We start from the raw sequence: 16,225 nt of genomic DNA on the forward strand, positions 1-16,225 counted from the left end.
GGTGGAACGGAATGTCGTGGTTGACCACCACCTTCTGGTATTCGAAGTGGTTGGACACCACGCCGACGATATCGATCGGCAGCGCGCCGATCTTCCAGCGATAGAGCAGGTCGTTGAGACAATGGCCAAAGCGCGACACCATCAACAGCACCTTCATGCGCTTGGTGGCATCGTGGATTTCGCAGTCCATCGCGAATTTGGCGGCGACCGGCTTGAAGCCCTCGACCAGCGCTTCTGCGCCTGCACCCTCCTCGGAGATGAAGCTGACGCGCATGCTTGCCGGTGTCGAGATCGTCGAACTGCGAGCTGTCGACGATGTTGCAACCCTGGTCGGCAAGATAGTTCGCAATGGCCGCGACAATCCCGCGCGTCGATTTGCAGGATACCGTTAGTACATGGAAAGTCATGACAATCCTCTATCGAGACAGGAGAGCGATCTATTTAAGACAGTGTGGAACAGGTGAAGGATCAGGCGGCGAGCAATTGCTTCAACTTGATCTCGGGTGCGGCAAGTGCCGCGGGATCAGGATGGCGTCTGGCCGCGATCAGCATTTCAGCAAGACGTATGTCGCGGGCTATCGTGTTTCCCGGACCGATGCCGCTCGCTGCAAGCAGACGGCCATCCCCGGCCAGATGGAACAGGATAAACGCATCCATGGAAAGGTCGCGTCGAACCGTGGTCACGGCGCCCTCGGCAAGTCCGGCAACCTGCAAAGTCATGTCGTACTGGTCCGACCAGAACCAGGGGACGGCGGTTACAACGTCCCGGGCGCCCATCAAATTGGCGGCGGCAAGAAGCGCCTGCTCTTGGGCGCTACGCCAGGACTCCAACCTGATGCGGCGGCCATCATAGTGAGCGGTGGGGAACGAGCAACAGTCACCGGCGGCGTAGATCTCCGGGTCGCTTGTTTGCAGATGCATGTCGACGGCAATGCCATTGTCGATGGTCAAACCTGCTTCGGCGGCCATCTCCGTATTCGGGATAGACCCTATCCCGACAACCAGAAGATCTGCCTCGATCGCAGAGCCGTCTTCCAGAAAAACACGCACGACGGCGTCGGTGTGCTCGACCTTGGCAATGCGGGCGTTACAGAGAATGTCCACGCCTTCGGCCTGATGGCGAGAAGCTACCGCTTCCGCGATCTCCGATGGGACACCGCGCGACAGGATGCGGGGCAATCCTTCGATCAACGTCACCGATGTGCCTAGCCTCCTTGCACTCGCCGCCAGCTCCAGTCCGATGAACCCGCCGCCGATGATCGCCACCCTCCGCCCTGCCCCGAGGCAGGCGCGCATCGCCATCGCGTCGGCATGGCTGCGAAGCGTCCGGATAGGACCATCTTGGGAGGTCAGGCCGGAAAGCGTGCGGGGCCGGGCGCCAGTTGTGAGAAGCAGCTTGTCATAGGCGACAAAACTTCCGTCCGAGAGCGAGACGCGACGGTCGCCGCGGTTCAACCCGATTGCCGTGACGCCGAGCCGCAAATCGATACCAAGCGATGCGAAACGCTCGGCTTCCGCAACAAATTTAGGTTCCGCGGCGAGAACGATCGCGTCTTTTGACAATGGTGGCCGTTCATAAGGAGCCAAGGTTTCGCTGCCAATAAGCGTTATCGAACCTTGAAACCCTCTTTCGCACAGAGAAAGCGCGGCGCGGCCGCCGCATTCCCCGGCGCCAACGATTGCGATTTGTTGTGTCACGAAACATTGCCTCCCAAGCATGCGCGGACCATACGCGATGTCTGCCAACGGGCCAACACGTCGATGATATAATGTATCAAAAGATATCAAATATTTCCCAAATGAGCAAAAACATATCAGCATCGCAGCACTGAGCCAGAATTCAAATGTTCTCGCGGGTGTAAATATCGAACGGAAGGACACTGGTGAAATTTCCGTCGCCCCCTTTTGCCTTCACCGATCGAACCATGCCCGACAAGGCTTCTTCAGCTAAACGGTTGAGAGGATGAGAGATGACAAATGTCATGGCTCCATCGAGAAGAGCCTGCCTGGTAATGTCCATCAGTTCGTAGCCCACCAGCATCACTTTCCCGGCATTGCCGGTCGCCTTCAATGCGGCCAGAGCACCCGAGATACCCCCACCCGCAACATAGAGGCCCCGCAGATCGGGATGCTCCTTCAGCAGGTTTTCCGTCATCTCCTCGGCAACGGCCTTGGACTCGAAGGTGGATCGTGGTTCGAGGATGGTGAAATCGGAAGCATACTCCCGAAAATAGGATCGAAATCCGCTCTCATTCATCTCCTGGCATCTATATCTGGGATTGCCCACGAGAACGCCGAGTTTGCCCGGTTGGTCGCAAACCTGCTCGAACATCCAGGCGGCCGTGCGACCCACTTTCCAACCATCAAGCCCGATGAAATGAACCTGGCCCGTTGTGTCGATCTGCGAAATCAACGCAAAAACGGGCTTTTTTTGAAGCTGTAGTGCTTCCACCGCTTGGGTGACGATTGGATGAACGGCCGCTACAACGCCGATGGCGTCGCAGGTCTCGGCAAGCTCGAGCATCTTCGTCGCCGTATTCTGCGGCGACAGATCGTCGAGAAACTCAATGCGAAGTTCGAGCGTGCAATCGGAGATCCGCTCGGATGCCGATCGCAACGCCTCGGCGAGATTGAGGTAAAATTGCCGCGATGGCTGGTGCAAAAGGAAGCCGACACGATATTTGGCCTTGGCGGCGGCGATCCGACTGTCGATCGCACCCATGCCGTAGAACCCGATTTGCTGGGCCGCTTCCTTCACCCGTTGCATGGTCGATTGTTTGACGTTGCCACTGCCGCCGATCACCCGGTTCGCAGTGGCAATGGAAACGCCTGCAGCACTAGCCAGATCACGTATCGTTGGTCGCGTCATCGTCGCTCCTCGTATCATTTCATATCAAAATTGCCGCCATATTGAGACGAATGAGACGTTTATATCGCTGCGTATCAAGAACACTTGCGTTGTGAAGCGTCAAGTCCTTTACTTCATCCGGACAAGACGGCCTAGGGATGCCCGGCCGTTGGGAGGAAGACAGTCAGCGGAATGGAATGTGATGAACGGGCCTAGTCGCTGGGCGCCGACCGTCACGCTGTTGCCAGCGACTGGCATCGCCTTCCCTGAACAACATCAAAGCTGCTGTCGAGCAACGCACATTGCGTACTTGAGGATTGAAAATGGACGATCTGAAGTTTGGCACACGAAACAAGCGAGGCGACTGGTCACCCAACGGACGCATCGAGGTCGCACCCTTCTGGGCTTGGCCGCCGAAAATCCTGAAGGTGCTACATTGGCTTCCGGAATACATTTGGCCGTGGAATGCGTTCCATATGGCGACGGCTCTCGCCTATTGGTACCTTGTCGTTCCCAATATCGAGACGATGAAGACATTGAGCTGGGGCTGGCCGCTCTATCTCTATGCGGTCAATGCGGCTGCGATCTTTGTGATGTATGGCTCTATCGAGCTTTTCTACTATGTGAAGCGCGTTCAGGGAAATCGCTTCAAATACAACGTCAAATTTCCATCTGAACAGCCGTCGGATGTCTTCTGGTTCAAGAGCCAGAACATCGACAACTTCATGCGCAGCTTCTTCTTCTCGATCCCACTTTGGACGGCGGTCGAAGTGCTGATGCTCTGGTGCTTCGCCAACGTCACAGCTTCCTGGGTCAATTGGAGCGACCATCCATACTACCTGGCTGCACTCGTCTTCATCGCGCCGGTCCTTCATGAGGTGCATTTCTTCCTCATCCACCGGCTGATCCACACGCCAATTCTCTACAGGTGGATTCACTCGGTGCACCATAATTCAGTCAATCCGTCGCCCTGGTCATCGCTGTCCATGCATCCGGTGGAGGGCCTTCTCTATCATGCCGTGGTCCTGTGGCACCTCGTCATCCCATCCAACCCGATCGTTGCGCTCTTCCAGCTGCATATTGCCGGATTCGGTGCGGTCAACGGCCATATCGGCTTTGAAAAGCTCGAGGTCACCGAGGAAACCGCCGTCGATAGCCACGCCTACGCTCACTACCTGCACCACAAGTATTTCGAAGTGAACTATGGCGGCGACGGGCTGATCCCGCTCGATAAGTGGTTCGGCACCTGGCACGACGGAACCAAGGAGGGCGAGGCCCAGATGCAGGCACGGTTCCAGGAAAAGAAAGCCCGGCTGAATGCAAAAAATGCGGCAACCGCCAGCCAGAGGTGAGTTTCGATAGAGGATGAGTTCGGAAGTCCGATTGAGGAGAATCGGATTTCCACGGGTTGGGTCGCAAGCACCGATCGTTCTCGTCGTCGACGATTTTAACGGCCGTCAGGGGACGGCCACTAGGAGGAGGAAGAAATGAACAATTTGAAGCGCCTTTTGACGGTCGCGGTTGCAGCAACCCTAATGGCGACAAGCGCCACGGTGGTTATGGCAGAGACCAAGGGAGCAAAAATCTTTGTCATCGGCGGTAAGGCGGATGACCCTTTCTGGTCCAAGGTCAAGAAGGGCGCCGATGATGCCGGCAAGCTCGTCTCTGAGCAGGGCGGCTCGGTCACCTGGCTCGGTCCCCAGAACTATGACAATCTCGGACCGGACGCTGCCGATCTCATCCGCACCGCTCTGAGCCAAAAGCCTGACGCGGTCGTGGGTCCGGATTGGGTGCCCGAGGCCATGGATGAAGCCTTCAAGGCGGTCGTCGATGCAAAGGTCCCACTCATCATTTACAACGCAGGCGGCATGGACGCAGCCAAGAAGCTCGGAGCCATGAACTATATCGGCAGCGACGAATATATCGCGGGTGTCGCCGGCGGCGAGTATTTTGCGAAAAGCAGCTCCAAGAACGTACTCTGTATCAACACCTTGCCGGGAGCTGCGAACACCGAGTCGCGTTGCAAGGGCGTTGCCGATGGTCTGACCAAGGGTGGCGGGAAATCGACGCAGCTGCCTTTGCCATCGACCAGCTTCGGCAATCCTACCGCCGTTGCTCAAGCCATCAAGGCCGCTTTGCTGAAGGACACGACCGTCGACGGACTTGTCACGATCAGCGCGGGCGACGCCAATAGCGCAGCCAATGCGATCACACAGGCCGGTGCCGCCGACAAGGTCAAGCTCGGGACCTTCGACATGGACGAATCCACCCTGCAGCGCATCAAGGACGGAACGCAGCTCTTTGCGATCGATCAGCAGCCCTATCTGCAAGGCTATCTCGCCGTGTCACTGCTGAACACCTACGTCAACTTCGGGCTCGACCTGCCGACGAAACCCGTCCTGACCGGTCCCGGCATCGTGGACGCCTCAAATGTTGAAGCCACGCTGAACGGTGTGGCAGCGGGCGCTCGCTAAACCCGCATGCTGAGTGTCCGGCCAGAGGAGTGCGCTCCAATGGCCGGGCATCTCCCGCGGTAGCATCGGCGGAAGGCAACCGGCGTCACGATAAACACAGAGTCCAAGCCCCAGGGGGGTCTATTCATGAAAACTCAAACTTTAGCTCAACCATTGGAAAGAGGGGTCGCGTCTACTTCCACAACTTCGAGACCCTCGATTGGCAGCCTCTTGCGGCGCCCTGAAATGGGCTCGCTCATCGGCCTCATCATCGTCTTTGCTTTTTTCTCGGTCTTCGGCGGCACAAGCTTCCTCACTTCAGGTGGCGCTGCCAGTTGGCTGAATGTCGCCTCCGAGCTCGGCATCATCGCTCTCCCGATCGGGCTGTTGATGATCGCCGGGCATCTGGATCTCTCCGTCGGGTCGGTCATTCCCGCCAGCTCCATGATGATTGCCATCGTGTCCGGCCATTATGGCGCACCGATCATCGTCGGCATTCTCGCCGCACTCTGTCTTGGTCTGGCGGTTGGCTTCATCAATGGACTGCTCGTGATCCGCACGAGAGTGCCCTCTTTTGTCGTCACACTTGCAACCCTGTTTGCAGTGGCCGGCCTCACGCTCGGTCTGTCGGTTATCCTCGCCGGCAGCACGAGTGTCGCACTCAAGAGCGGACCGGTCGCAAAGCTGCTGCTGGGCCAGTTCGTCGGCGGCAAGTTCCAGGTGACCCTCTTCTGGTGGATTGCCTTCATCGTGATCGTCGGGTTCATCTTGAACCTCTCCCGCTATGGAAACTGGATCCTTGCCATGGGCGGTGACCAGATCAGCGCCAGAAATGCCGGCATTCCGACGGAGCGCCTGACGATTGCTCTGTTTACCGGCAGCGGGCTGTGCGCTGCCTTCGTGGGCCTGTCGCAGGCGATCCTCTACAACAGCGCCCAGGTCGCCGCGGGGCAGTCGTTCATCTTCAATTCGATCATTGCGGTCGTCATCGGCGGCGTGCTGCTCACCGGGGGCTATGGTTCGGTGGTCGGCATCGTGCTTGGCACATTGACCTTCTCGGTCGTCAACCAGGGCATTTTCTACACTGGCTTCGACGCCAACTGGGCAAGCCTTATCATCGGCGTCCTGTTGCTCGCCGCCGTCCTTATGAACAACACCTTCCGCACCATGGCGTTGACCTATGCACCACGTGCGAAGAGGGGAACCCGATCATGACATCGCCCCTGCTCAAGCTCACGCAAATCAACAAGTCTTTCGGCCCTATCGACGTCCTCAACGACATCTCGCTCGAGGTCAAAGCAGGCGAAGTTCTGTGCCTGCTCGGCGACAACGGGGCCGGCAAGTCGACGCTGATCAAAATCCTCTCCGGTGTCCATAAACCGACATCCGGCAGCATGGAAATCAACGGCAATGCCATCGCGTTCGATAGCCCTCGCGACGCCAGCGACAACGGGATTGCGACCGTGCACCAGTTCGGCGGGACATTTCCGCTGATGAGCATTGGTCGGTCGTTCTTTGTCGGAGCCGAACCGACGAAGCGTTGGGGGCCCTTCACGATCTATGATCGCAGCCGCGCCAATGAGATCGCGGTCAGGGAAATGCGCGAACTGGGGATCACACGTATCGATGACGGCGATCGGCTCGTCGGCGGCCTTTCGGGAGGCGAACGCCAGGCTCTGGCGATTGCCCGAGCCGTTCATTTCGGCGCAAAACTTTTGATCCTTGATGAGCCGACGGCGGCGCTGGGGGTCAAGGAAGCGGCCCATGTCCTGCGCATCGTCCTTCAAGCGCGCCAGAAGGGCATCGCCGTCGTGTTCATCACCCACAATGTCATCCATGCGCTGACTGTTGGCGACCACTTTGCTGTCCTCATCCATGGCTCGAAAGCTGCGGACTTCAGAAAGGGCGAAAAGAGCCGGGAGGAGATCACCGATCTTATGGCCGGCGGCGAGCAGATGGCTGAACTGGAGGCCGAGATCGAAAGCTACATGGTGGCGAGCACAGGCCATTCCGAGCCGGCCAGGCAGGCGCTTTGATACGATATCCGACACCGCTGCGGGCGTCCCGGCCGCAAGCCGGTATCCATTGAGTTCTCCCAGTCCGCACACCTCCTCGTGCGGACGCCACACGGCCCGGACCCAGTGGTTCGGGCCGTTTTGACCCCAAAGCGACAACAGAAAAGAGAGTGTTCGTGACATGCCTCAATGGGTGGAAGCCTGTGGAACTGGCGACGTGGAACCAGAAGAAGTGATCCGGTTCGATCATCAGGGTCGAACGTTTTGCATTTTTCGAAGCCCGGAGGATGACTTCTATTGCACTGATGGGGTCTGTACGCATGAGAAGGTTCATCTGGCCGACGGCCTGGTGATGGATCATACAATCGAATGCCCGAAGCATAACGGCGTGTTTGACTACCGCACGGGTGAGGCAATGCGGATGCCTGTTTGCATCAATCTGAAAACATTTGCGGTCAAGGTCGAAGACGACCGCGTATTTATCGAGATATGAACATGACAACTGGATCATTTGCACTTGCCGCTTGCGCCGAAATGCTATGGCGCGATCGCCCCATAGAGTGGCGTGCCAGCCGGCTGAAAGACCTGGGATTTGGCGTTGGCCTTTGGAATTGGCCTGACCATGACCTGGCGAAACTGCAGGCGACGGGCGCCACCTTCACCATCATGAATGGTTACCTGCGCGGCCGCCTCACGGATGATGAGGGCGCCACCGAGCTCTTGAAAACCGCACGTGAAACCGCGCAGATCGGCAAGCGCCTTGGCGTCCAGCGGCTCAATCTGCACGGAACCGGCCTGGGGGAAGGCGGCCTGCCTGTCCAGCCGATTGAAATTGTGACAGGCGCAATGTGGCTGAAAGCGCGCGACACTCTTTGCCGAATCGTGGACCTGGCCGAAGAGGAAGACGTCACCTTCACGCTCGAGAATTTGAATCTTCCAGTCGATCATCCGGGCGTGCCATTCGGCCGGGCGGAGGACACCTTGGCTCTCGTTTCAAGTGTGAACCATCCCCGTCTGCGGCTCAATCTTGATCTCTACCACGCGCAGATCGGAGAAGGGAATCTGATCGAGCTTTGCCGTAAGTCCCTGCCGTGGGTCGGAGAAATTCAGGTCGCCGATGTCCCAGGCAGGTGCGAACCCGGAACCGGTGAGGTGAACTGGGCTGGCATCGCGAAAGCATTGAAGAACATGGGCTACGCCGGCCCGGTCGGCATGGAGGCTTTCGCTTCCGGCGATGCGGAGGCCGCACTTGAAGCCTTCCGCAACGCATTCACAATCTGAAAGGTTACACCAATGGGCCTCTATCACAGCCGTCCGACAGTCGCTGACATCCGAGCGATGAAAGCGCGTGGCCAGAAAATCTCCATGCTCTACGTCACGACGCTCGAGGAAGCCAAGGCGGCGGCGGCCGCCGGCATCGACATGCTTTCGATCGAGGGCCGTTTCTTCAGTCCGGAAATGCGCGAGGCTGCCGCAAATTGCTTTGTCCAAGTGGGGCTACCCTTCGGACCGTTCGGCAAGCTCGCCACCGCCGAAGACTATCTGCGCGAAGCATTCCGCTTCATGGCGGTCGGCGCAGATTGTGTCTATTGCGCCGCTTCGCTCGATATCCAAAAGGCGCTTTGCGACAACGCCGTTCCGGTGATCGCTCATGTCGGTTTGATCCCTTCGCAAGCCACCTGGACCGGCGGTTTCAAGGCGGTGGGCAAGACCGCCGACAGCGCCAAGGCGGTATGGGATCACGTCAAGCGGCTGGAGGCGATCGGTTGCTTCGGCGCGGAATTGGAGGTCGTGCCGGACCGCGTTGGAGAGGCAATCTCGAAGAACACGTCGATGATCATGCTCGGCATGGGCGCCGGGGCGGGCGCCGACGCACAATATCTTTTCGCCGAGGACGTGCTCGGCCACACGACAGGCCACAAGCCAAGGCACGCAATGACCTATCGCAACTTCGCAGCCGAATTCGAGCGACTGCAGCAAGAGCGGGTGGCCGCCTTCAGGGAGTTCATCTCCGACGTGGCGACCGGCGCCTATCCGGCTCCAAGGCATGCCGTGCCGATCGCGGACGTCGAGTTCGAGCGCTTCGAAGCCAGCATCGAGACTTAAGCGGCCACCGATATGATCGAAATCAACGATAGCAAGCGGCTTTTTGACCGCTCATGAAAGGAATTGAAATGCTCAATGTTGGCCTCCTTGGCGCTGGTCGCATCGGAAATGTCCACGCAAAGGCGATCTCCTCGCACCCCGGCAGCGAGCTCGTTGCCATCTCGGACGTCAACGTCGACGCTGCGAAAAAGCTTTCAGGCCAGTACGGCGCCGCGGCAAGGACAACGGCCGAAATCATAAATGACCCGTCGATCGACGCCGTGCTCGTCGCCACGTCCACGGATACCCATTCTCACCTGATCGAAGCTGCAACAGCTGCTGGCAAAGCCGTCCTCTGCGAAAAGCCCGTCGATCTAACCCTCGAACGTGCGCGGGCATGCCAGAGGGCTGCAGCAAGGAACGGCCGTCCGGTCATGATCGGCTTCAACCGCCGTTTCGATCCCAATTTTGCCGCGCTGAAAGCGGCAGTCGATCGCGGCGAGATCGGAAAGACCGAGTTGCTGTCCGTAACCTCATTCGATCCAGCGCCGCCGCCGGTTTCCTACGTCAAGGTGTCAGGCGGTCTGTTTCGTGACATGATGATCCATGACTTCGACATGGTATGCTGGCTCATGGGCGGTCTGCCAGAGGCTGTTGCCGCAGTTGGAAGCTCAATCGTCGACCCGGAAATTGGTGCTGCCGGCGACGTCGACACCGCCGTGGTGACGCTGCATTTTGCCGACGGCCGCCTTGCGGTCATCAAGAACAGCCGTCGCGCGGTTTACGGTTACGACCAGCGCGTTGAATTACTCGGCTCGGACGGACTGCTCTCGGCGGGCAATGTCCTTGAAAACACAGTCTCGAAAGCGACGAAGGATGGGGTCACGTCGGCGAAGCCGGAGTTCTTTTTCCTCGAGCGCTACATGCGTGCCTATTCCGCAGAATGGGCCGCGTTTGTCGATGCGGTCAACTCCGGGTCGACATTGCCCGTCACACTCGATGACGGCGTCAATGCACTCGCCATTGCCGAAGCTGCAACGCGCTCGGCCAAGTCTGGCCAGACTGTCACCCTGGCAAGCATTTGATGCTTTGAGATTGGCTGTTCAACGCCGTAAGCGCGGCAAGTCATTGCTCCATCGACGTCGAGATCGGAAGCCTGGCCATTGCGCCCGCTTTTTTTTGTCCATGGCATTTTGCAACTCGGACGTTACCAGCAGAGGAAAATAATCCCATATCGATCAATGGGATGGCCAATTCATCAAGCGAAAACAAATGAGATTGCGGAGCAGCATTTGACGGCGCCATCCCGATTCCCGGCGCTCAAGCGCTCCTATGCTCTGTAGTCTCGGCGTGCGACGGCGATGTCGACGCGGCCTGCGGCAGGCAATTCTCAACATACTCTTGACAATCCAGGGCGACGGGATTTTGATAGGAAATCCGGTATTAAAGACATGTGTCCAGTATATTGGATTAATCGGTAACAAACCCGAGCCATCAGGGGAACGTCATGACCATCAATCTATCCAAGGCGGCACTTGCCGCTTTCTTCGTGCTCTCTCTATTCGCCCTTCCGGCGGCCGCTCAAACGCCAAGCAAACTCGACGAAGTGCTTGCCCGCGGCCATCTGGTTCTCGGCACCGGCAGTACCAATGCGCCCTGGCACTTCAAAAGCGCCGACGACAAGCTCCAAGGCTTCGACATCGATATGGGCCACATCATCGCCAAGGCACTGTTCGGAGATCCCGACAAGATCGAATTCGTCAACCAGTCTTCCGATGCCCGCATTCCGAACATCACCACCAACAAGGTTGATATCACCTGCCAGTTCATGACGGTGACCGGCGAACGGGCGCAACAGATTGCCTTCACGATCCCCTATTACCGCGAGGGTGTGGGGCTGATGCTGAAGGCCGACGGCCAATATGCCGACTATGCGGCACTCAAGGCGGCCGGCTCCGCAGTGACGATATCGGTACTGCAGAACGTCTATGCCGAGAGCATGGTGCATGCCGCTCTGCCCGACGCAAAGGTGGACCAGTATGATTCCGTCGACCTCATCTACCAGGCATTGGAATCCGGTCGATCCGCCGCGGCCGCCACCGACCAGTCGTCTCTTGCCTGGTATATGACGCAGAATCCCGGTCGCTACAAAGACGCCGGTTACGGCTGGAATCCGCAGACCTATGCCTGCGGCGTAAAGCGTGGAGATCAGGATTGGCTGAATTTCGTCAACACGGCACTACATGAGGCAATGACCGGCGTCGAGTTCGACTTCTACGCGAAATCCTACAAGACCTGGTTCGGCAAGGATCTTGCCCCGCCGCAGATCGGCTTCCCGGTCGAATACAAGTAAGTCTCCGCTCGATGGTCCGGGCTTTGCCCGGGCCATTCCCTCCCCATTTGACGGACGGCTTACATGGGCTATTCATTGAACTTCGCGGCGGTCTGGCGCAGTTTCGACCTACTTCTCGAAGGTCTGGCGCTGAGCCTCGGACTCGCCTTTGCGGCAATTCTCGCCGGCTGCATTCTCGGGCTGTTCGTGGCCTTCGCCCTGGTTTCGAAGACTGCCTTCATTCGCAGCCCGGCACGGATCTATGTCACAATCATCCGGAACACGCCGATACTGGTGCTGGTGCTTTTCACATTCTTCGCAATGCCGCAGCTCGGCCTTCGGCTCGGCAAGATCGAAAGCTTTGTCGTGACGCTGGCTGTCTATTCCGGCGCCTATCTGGCCGAAGTCTTCCGCGGCGGCCTTCTGTCCGTAGCGCCGGGTTTGCGCGAGGCAGGCCTCGCCATCGGACTGACGGAGGGGCAGATACGCACGTCGATCACGATGCCGATCATGATCCGCAACGTTCTCCCCTCGTTGAGCTCGACCTTTATCTCACTGTTCAAGGACACCTCTCTTGCTGCGGCCATCGCCGTGCCGGAGCTCACCTTCGAAGCGCGCAAGATCAATGTCGAAACCTTCCGTGTCATCGAGACCTGGATGGTGACGAGCTGTCTCTATGTCTTCACCTGCTCCGTCCTGGCTGCGCTGTTGCGCCTTGCCGAGCGGCGTTTGTCGATACCGAGGTGAGCGCCATGGACATTTCTCATTTCCTCGATCAGGCATGGCTTGCGCGCATCCCGCTGCTGAAGGGTCTCGGCGCCACGATTTCCATCTCCTTTCTGTCGATCGTCGTCGGTTCATTTCTGGGGATATTCGTCGGATTGGCGCTAACCTATGGAGGATGGGCGTTGCGCCTGCTCGTGCGCGGCTACACCGATTTCATCCGTGGTACGCCGGTGCTGGTTCTTGTGCTTGCCAGCTATTATGTTCTGAGCACAATCGGCATCGACCTCGGCCCATTCCAAGCGGGAGTTCTTGCGCTCTCGATCTTCTGCAGCTCCCATGTCGGCGAACTTGTTCGTGGAGCCCTTCAGGCCATACCCACCGGACAGACGGAAGCGGCCAAGGCGATCGGGCTGACATTTCCGCAAACCTTCGCCTATGTGCTCGGTCCACAGGCGCTTCGCCACGCGCTGCCGGCCTGGGTCAACACCGCAGCGGAAATGGTAAAGGCGTCAACGCTTCTGTCGATCATCGGTGTCGCGGAATTGCTGCTCAGAACACAGGAAGTCATATCGCGCAGCTTCCTTAGCCTCGAATTCTATTTCTTCGCTGGCTTTCTCTATTTCGTCATCAACTATGGCATCGAACGCTTCGGCCGCTACGTCGAGCGCAAGACCGCCGTTTCATCATGAGGCTTGAAACGATGGCCAACGCACTTCTTGAAATACACGATCTTCACAAGAGCTTCGGCCCCGTCGAAGTCCTGAAAGGAGTGGATTGCAGCATGCGACAGGGCGAGGTGATCAGCATCATCGGCTCAAGCGGCTCGGGCAAGACGACGATGCTACGATGCATCAACATGCTCGAGGAATTCCAGGGCGGCTCGATCAGCATCGACGGCGAGCCGATCGGCTACGAGACCATCAGCGGGGTCCGTCGGCGCAAGAAGGAAAAGGATATCGCTCGCCAGCGGGCAATGACCGGCATGGCCTTCCAGCAATTCAATCTCTTTCCCCACATGACGGCGGCCAACAATGTCATGCTCGGCCTGATGAAGGTCAAGAAGATGGAGCGCGCCGAGGCACGGTCGGTCGCCGAAAAATGGCTTGACCGGGTTGGCCTCTCGGCCCGCATGGACCATTTCCCCGGTCAGCTCTCCGGCGGCCAGCAGCAGCGCGTCGCCATTGCCCGAGCGATCGCGATGAACCCGAAGTTGATGCTTTTCGACGAGGTCACGTCGGCGCTCGATCCGGAACTCGTCAACGAAGTGCTCCAGGTGATCAAGAGCCTCGCGCAGGATGGCATGAGCATGCTGCTGGTCACCCACGAGATGCGCTTCGCCTACGAAGTGTCGACCCGAGTGATCTTCATGAATCAGGGGCGTATCGGCGAACAGGGGGATCCAAAGACCATGTTCGTCAAACCGCAGACGGAGCGGCTCGCCGAATTTCTCAAAACCTCAACATTCAACTAGAAATCGGAGCGATACTTTGACAATCAAGCGCTATGGCACGGGAGAAACCGGCGCCGGCAAGCAAGCCTTGCCTTTTGCACGTGCGGTCGAGGCAAATGGTTGGCTTCATGTTTCCGGCCAGATTGCCATGGAGAAGGGCGACGTCATAGGCGGCGGCATCGTGGCGGAAAGCCGCAAGGCAATCGAGAACCTGATTGCGATCCTGCATGAGGCGGGATACGGCCTTGAGGATGTCGTGCGGGTGGGCGTCTGGCTTGACGACCCGCGTGACTTCTGGAGTTTCAACGGCGTTTATGCGGAGTACTTTGGCGAGAATCCGCCGGCTCGCGCTTGCGTGCAATCGCGGATGATGGTCGATTGCAAGGTGGAAGTGGACTGCATCGCCTACAAGGAAAAGTGACGCACCGAGCACTTTTGCGCGATGACTGAGGAATGGAAAACGCATGGATGAAGCCGTCGACACGATCAATCGCAGGGCGCGTGGGCTCGACCGCGCCTTCGAGATACTCGATTTTCTGCGGCATCAGCGTCAGCCCATGCGGCCGAACGAGATCGCCCAGCATATCGGGGCGCCGCGTTCCTCGGTCTATGAGCTGGTCAATCTGCTGATCCGGCAGGGCGTCCTCGAATATCGCGGCGACGACGGCCGGGTTTTTCTCGGCCGCAAGCTCTATTTTCTCGGCACGGCCTATGCCGAGCAGTTCGATCTCATGCGGGAATGCGACCGACTACTTGCCAGAATTGCCGAGGAGACGCGCGAGACCGCGCAGATGTGCCTGCTTGAGGGCAACAAATATCTCGTCGCCCTGATGAAGGAAGGTATGCGTCCGTTCCGCATCTCGACCAATGTCGGCGAACCGGTGGCGATCCCGTGGACTGCGTCCGGACGCCTGCTCGTGGCACATATGAGCGACCAGGAGATCATCGACCTCATACCTCCAGCGGATTTTACGCTGCCTGACGGTTCGAAACTGGCGACCTCCGAATTCATCCGGCAAGTGCGGGATGCAGAGAAGGACGGCTTCTTCACCTTCAACAGCATCGTCGACAGTTTCACCCATTGCCTTGCCGTGCCGGTCTTTGAACCGGGGCCCGTCTGCATCGCCACGCTCTGTCTCGTCACACCGAAGGAAGACGGCATCCGAAATCGCGACGGCTACCTCGGCCGGCTTCTGGCTGCGGCCTCGGAGCTTTCGGAAAAGCTCGGATACGCTGCTAGCTCGAATGCGCCCATGGCACGGGTTGGCGCCCAAGTGTGACAATTGACGCGGCCCGCCATCTGACCTCGGACAATCACGCCCCGCATCACCCCAATTTTGACCCGTTCGCGGTAAGATAGACGGCGTAGAGAGATGTGGTGGCGGTAATGAACAGGCGATTGAGCTTTTCACCACCGAAGGTGACGTTCGAGACAATCTCAGGAACGCGGATCTTACCGATCAAGGTACCATCCGGATCGTAGACGTGAACCCCATCGCTGGCGCTCGTCCAGATCCGGCCCTTGCGATCAATTCTGAAGCCGTCGAACAGACCTGAGGTGCACGCGGCAAAGACGCCTAGATCCGTAAGACCGCTATTGCTGGAGACAGCGAACTTACGAATATGACGCGGGCCATCTGCCTGGTGTGTGGCACCCGTATCGGCGATGTACAACAGGCTTTCGTCTGGGGAGAAGGCCAACCCGTTCGGCTTGACGAAATCGGAAAGCATGCGTGTCGTTTCTCCGGTTGCGGGATTGTGACGGTAGACATGGCAACCGCCGATTTCCTCTTCGCCGTAGTCACCTTCGTAGTCGTGCATGATGCCGTAGCTCGGATCCGTGAACCAAACTGTTCCATCCGATTTGACCACGAGGTCATTCGGGGAATTGAGCCGTTTGCCACCGATACTGTCAGCGATCACGCTGATGCTGCCATTGAAATTCGTTCGGGTCACCCGGCGCGTCAGATGCTCGCAGGTCACGAGACGCCCCTCGTTGTCGACGCTATTACCGTTGGAGTTGTTGGAGGGCACACGAAATACCGAGGTGCCCCCGTTGGTTTCGTCGAAACGCATCATGCGGTTGTTCGGAATATCCGAGAAGACCAGATAACGTCCGGCCGCAAACCACGCCGGCCCCTCGAGCCAGCGCCCGCCGGTCCACAACCTCTCGACGCGTGCATGGCCGACAAAACAGCTTTCAAAACGCGGGTCCAGAACCTCGAACCCGGTGCCCTCCAATTCGCCAAACATCATTGCCCTCCGGCTTTCCAGTATGTTATCGATATCACGCTTGTCGTTTTTTCCAAGTGCTAC

The 16,225-nt window shown here is 58.3% G+C and carries 17 protein-coding genes and 1 pseudogene; 14 read left to right on the forward strand and 4 right to left on the reverse strand.

Translation table 11 applies throughout. The annotated features are described in order from the left end of the window. The 3 genes and pseudogenes from CPY51_RS22535 to CPY51_RS22545 form a co-directional block, all read right to left on the reverse strand. Window positions 1–407, reverse strand: a pseudogene (locus CPY51_RS22535) (ACT domain-containing protein); the annotation flags it as partial. A gap of 61 nt (window positions 408–468) precedes the next feature. After that, entirely contained in the window at window positions 469–1,698 is a 1,230-nt protein-coding gene (locus CPY51_RS22540; protein ID WP_244598757.1) for an NAD(P)/FAD-dependent oxidoreductase, read from the reverse strand. Window positions 1,699–1,840: 142 nt separating this feature from the next. Further along, window positions 1,841–2,869: a LacI family DNA-binding transcriptional regulator gene (locus tag CPY51_RS22545; RefSeq protein ID WP_111162482.1), complete on the reverse strand. Its 1,029-nt coding sequence runs from the start codon at window positions 2,867–2,869 to the stop codon at window positions 1,841–1,843. A 302-nt stretch (window positions 2,870–3,171) separates the two neighbouring features. Here CPY51_RS22545 and CPY51_RS22550 point away from each other — a divergent pair, with 302 nt between their 5' ends. From CPY51_RS22550 to CPY51_RS22615, 14 genes are all read left to right on the forward strand, one after another. Next, window positions 3,172–4,200: a sterol desaturase family protein gene (locus CPY51_RS22550; protein ID WP_111162483.1), complete on the forward strand. Its 1,029-nt coding sequence runs from the start codon at window positions 3,172–3,174 to the stop codon at window positions 4,198–4,200. Between the two features lie 135 nt (window positions 4,201–4,335). Further along, on the forward strand, window positions 4,336–5,322 hold the full coding sequence (locus CPY51_RS22555) for a sugar ABC transporter substrate-binding protein (RefSeq protein WP_111162484.1): 987 nt from the start codon (window positions 4,336–4,338) through the stop codon (window positions 5,320–5,322). A 225-nt stretch (window positions 5,323–5,547) separates the two neighbouring features. Then, the gene (locus CPY51_RS22560; protein ID WP_244598758.1) at window positions 5,548–6,516 is read left to right on the forward strand and encodes an ABC transporter permease; all 969 of its coding nucleotides are present in this window, start codon (window positions 5,548–5,550) and stop codon (window positions 6,514–6,516) included. After that, the gene (locus tag CPY51_RS22565) at window positions 6,513–7,337 is read left to right on the forward strand and encodes an ATP-binding cassette domain-containing protein (protein WP_111162486.1); all 825 of its coding nucleotides are present in this window, start codon (window positions 6,513–6,515) and stop codon (window positions 7,335–7,337) included. The genes CPY51_RS22560 and CPY51_RS22565 overlap by 4 nt, the downstream gene beginning before the upstream one ends. A gap of 160 nt (window positions 7,338–7,497) precedes the next feature. Next, window positions 7,498–7,809, forward strand: coding sequence for a MocE family 2Fe-2S type ferredoxin (locus CPY51_RS22570; protein WP_111162487.1), 312 nt, complete (start codon window positions 7,498–7,500; stop codon window positions 7,807–7,809). Beyond that, window positions 7,806–8,597, forward strand: coding sequence for a TIM barrel protein (locus CPY51_RS22575; RefSeq protein ID WP_111162488.1), 792 nt, complete (start codon window positions 7,806–7,808; stop codon window positions 8,595–8,597). The genes CPY51_RS22570 and CPY51_RS22575 overlap by 4 nt, the downstream gene beginning before the upstream one ends. A 12-nt stretch (window positions 8,598–8,609) precedes the next feature. Beyond that, complete coding sequence (locus tag CPY51_RS22580) at window positions 8,610–9,422, forward strand: 3-methyl-2-oxobutanoate hydroxymethyltransferase (protein WP_111162489.1); 813 nt, start codon at window positions 8,610–8,612, stop codon at window positions 9,420–9,422. Window positions 9,423–9,490: 68 nt separating this feature from the next. Then, window positions 9,491–10,486, forward strand: coding sequence for an inositol 2-dehydrogenase (gene iolG, locus CPY51_RS22585; protein ID WP_111162490.1), 996 nt, complete (start codon window positions 9,491–9,493; stop codon window positions 10,484–10,486). A gap of 422 nt (window positions 10,487–10,908) precedes the next feature. Beyond that, window positions 10,909–11,754, forward strand: a complete 846-nt coding sequence (locus CPY51_RS22590) for a transporter substrate-binding domain-containing protein (protein ID WP_111162491.1) — start codon at window positions 10,909–10,911, stop codon at window positions 11,752–11,754. A gap of 63 nt (window positions 11,755–11,817) precedes the next feature. After that, the gene (locus CPY51_RS22595) at window positions 11,818–12,480 is read left to right on the forward strand and encodes an amino acid ABC transporter permease (protein ID WP_111162492.1); all 663 of its coding nucleotides are present in this window, start codon (window positions 11,818–11,820) and stop codon (window positions 12,478–12,480) included. A gap of 5 nt (window positions 12,481–12,485) precedes the next feature. Beyond that, window positions 12,486–13,148: an amino acid ABC transporter permease gene (locus tag CPY51_RS22600; RefSeq protein WP_111162493.1), complete on the forward strand. Its 663-nt coding sequence runs from the start codon at window positions 12,486–12,488 to the stop codon at window positions 13,146–13,148. A gap of 11 nt (window positions 13,149–13,159) precedes the next feature. After that, window positions 13,160–13,930: an amino acid ABC transporter ATP-binding protein gene (locus CPY51_RS22605; RefSeq protein ID WP_111162561.1), complete on the forward strand. Its 771-nt coding sequence runs from the start codon at window positions 13,160–13,162 to the stop codon at window positions 13,928–13,930. A gap of 16 nt (window positions 13,931–13,946) precedes the next feature. Continuing rightward, window positions 13,947–14,330 carry a RidA family protein gene (locus CPY51_RS22610; protein ID WP_111162494.1) on the forward strand — a complete coding sequence of 128 codons (384 nt, stop codon included), beginning with the start codon at window positions 13,947–13,949 and terminating at the stop codon, window positions 14,328–14,330. 43 nt (window positions 14,331–14,373) lie between these two features. Beyond that, window positions 14,374–15,189, forward strand: a complete 816-nt coding sequence (locus CPY51_RS22615) for an IclR family transcriptional regulator (RefSeq protein ID WP_111162495.1) — start codon at window positions 14,374–14,376, stop codon at window positions 15,187–15,189. Window positions 15,190–15,235: 46 nt separating this feature from the next. On the opposite strand, the gene CPY51_RS22620 is transcribed toward CPY51_RS22615, so the two are convergent. After that, window positions 15,236–16,162, reverse strand: a complete 927-nt coding sequence (locus CPY51_RS22620) for an SMP-30/gluconolactonase/LRE family protein (RefSeq protein ID WP_111162562.1) — start codon at window positions 16,160–16,162, stop codon at window positions 15,236–15,238. Window positions 16,163–16,225 lie beyond the last annotated feature (63 nt).

The organism is Arminella tubonensis, assembly GCF_003240585.1.
Classification (GTDB): domain Bacteria; phylum Pseudomonadota; class Alphaproteobacteria; order Rhizobiales; family Rhizobiaceae; genus Rhizobium; species Rhizobium tubonense.